The organism is Pedobacter sp. A2324 (assembly GCF_059693705.1).
This window is the reverse complement of record NZ_JCASSK010000012.1, coordinates 3,347-5,486: the sequence shown is the minus strand read 5'-3', so window position 1 is coordinate 5,486 and position 2,140 is coordinate 3,347. Positions and strand designations below refer to the sequence as shown.

The window sequence follows — 2,140 nt, the reverse complement described above, 5'->3', positions numbered from 1 at the left end:
ATTAAAAAAGATTGAAACAGACGAAAAACACGCTAAGACGAATACGACTTAAGCGAACTGAAGTTTGAAGATATATAAAGAGGCTGCCGAGAGGTTATGAGCCGATAAGTTCTTAAAAGAGATGTCAATGTAGCGAAAGCGGGTTTAATGGAGTACTGATCGAAGTACATGATTAAGGAGCTTTATTTTAAAGGTGATGTCTAACAGACAAAACAAAAGAAGACTATTTTTAACAATAGTTAAAACTGGTCAGAATCAACACAACATTTTACAATGGAGAGTTTGATCCTGGCTCAGGATGAACGCTAGCGGCAGGCCTAATACATGCAAGTCGAGGGGTAGAGAGAGCTTGCTTTCTTGAGACCGGCGCACGGGTGCGTAACGCGTATGCAACCTACCTTTATCTGGGGGATAGCCCGGAGAAATCCGGATTAATACCGCATAAAATCACAGGATAGCATTATCTAATGATCAAACATTTATGGGATGAAGATGGGCATGCGTGTCATTAGCTAGTTGGCGGGGTAATGGCCCACCAAGGCGACGATGACTAGGGGATCTGAGAGGATGGCCCCCCACACTGGTACTGAGACACGGACCAGACTCCTACGGGAGGCAGCAGTAAGGAATATTGGTCAATGGAGGCAACTCTGAACCAGCCATGCCGCGTGCAGGAAGACTGCCCTATGGGTTGTAAACTGCTTTTATCCGGGAATAAACCTTTCTACGTGTAGGAAGCTGAATGTACCGGAAGAATAAGGATCGGCTAACTCCGTGCCAGCAGCCGCGGTAATACGGAGGATCCAAGCGTTATCCGGATTTATTGGGTTTAAAGGGTGCGTAGGCGGCCTGTTAAGTCAGGGGTGAAAGACGGTAGCTCAACTATCGCAGTGCCCTTGATACTGATGGGCTTGAATGGACTAGAGGTAGGCGGAATGAGACAAGTAGCGGTGAAATGCATAGATATGTCTCAGAACACCGATTGCGAAGGCAGCTTACTATGGTCTTATTGACGCTGAGGCACGAAAGCGTGGGGATCAAACAGGATTAGATACCCTGGTAGTCCACGCCCTAAACGATGAACACTCGCTGTTGGCGATACACAGTCAGCGGCTAAGCGAAAGCGTTAAGTGTTCCACCTGGGGAGTACGCCCGCAAGGGTGAAACTCAAAGGAATTGACGGGGGCCCGCACAAGCGGAGGAGCATGTGGTTTAATTCGATGATACGCGAGGAACCTTACCCGGGCTTGAAAGTTAGTGAATGATTTAGAGATAGATCAGTGAGCAATCACACGAAACTAGGTGCTGCATGGCTGTCGTCAGCTCGTGCCGTGAGGTGTTGGGTTAAGTCCCGCAACGAGCGCAACCCCTATGTTTAGTTGCCAGCATGTAATGATGGGGACTCTAAACAGACTGCCTGTGCAAACAGAGAGGAAGGAGGGGACGACGTCAAGTCATCATGGCCCTTACGTCCGGGGCTACACACGTGCTACAATGGATGGTACAGAGGGCAGCTACATAGCAATATGATGCGAATCTCACAAAGCCATTCACAGTTCGGATTGGGGTCTGCAACTCGACCCCATGAAGTTGGATTCGCTAGTAATCGCGTATCAGCAATGACGCGGTGAATACGTTCCCGGGCCTTGTACACACCGCCCGTCAAGCCATGGAAGTTGGGGGTACCTAAAGTATGTAACCGTAAGGAGCGTCCTAGGGTAAAACCGATAACTGGGGCTAAGTCGTAACAAGGTAGCCGTACCGGAAGGTGCGGCTGGAATACCTCCTTTCTGGAGTAGGATCACCTGCTCGCTTCGCAACATGATATTTCAAAAAAGAGAAACAAAAGAAACACCCAGAAGAAATGACGGTTGTCCAATCAGTAATGGGACATCGGAACGAAAGCTAGGTAAAGCAAATGGAGCGGTAGCGGTAATATACTAACCGCAATATACGCCGAACCAAAAGCCACAGTCCCGTAGCTCAGCCTGGTTAGAGCACTACACTGATAATGTAGGGGTCTCCAGTTCAAATCTGGACGGGACTACAACAACAATGATCCTGGGGGATTAGCTCAGCTGGCTAGAGCGCCTGCCTTGCACGCAGGAGGTCAACGGTTCGACTCCGTTATTCTCCACAT

General features: G+C 48.8%; 2 tRNA genes and 1 rRNA gene. All 3 read left to right on the top strand.

The features are described 5' to 3' along the window. Positions 1-270: 270 nt before the first annotated feature. A 16S ribosomal RNA gene (locus tag AC570I_RS21890) occupies positions 271-1,790 on the top strand. A gap of 182 nt (positions 1,791-1,972) precedes the next feature. Next, positions 1,973-2,047 (top strand) — tRNA-Ile (locus tag AC570I_RS21885). A 16-nt stretch (positions 2,048-2,063) separates the two neighbouring features. Then, a tRNA-Ala gene (locus AC570I_RS21880) sits at positions 2,064-2,137 on the top strand. Positions 2,138-2,140 lie beyond the last annotated feature (3 nt).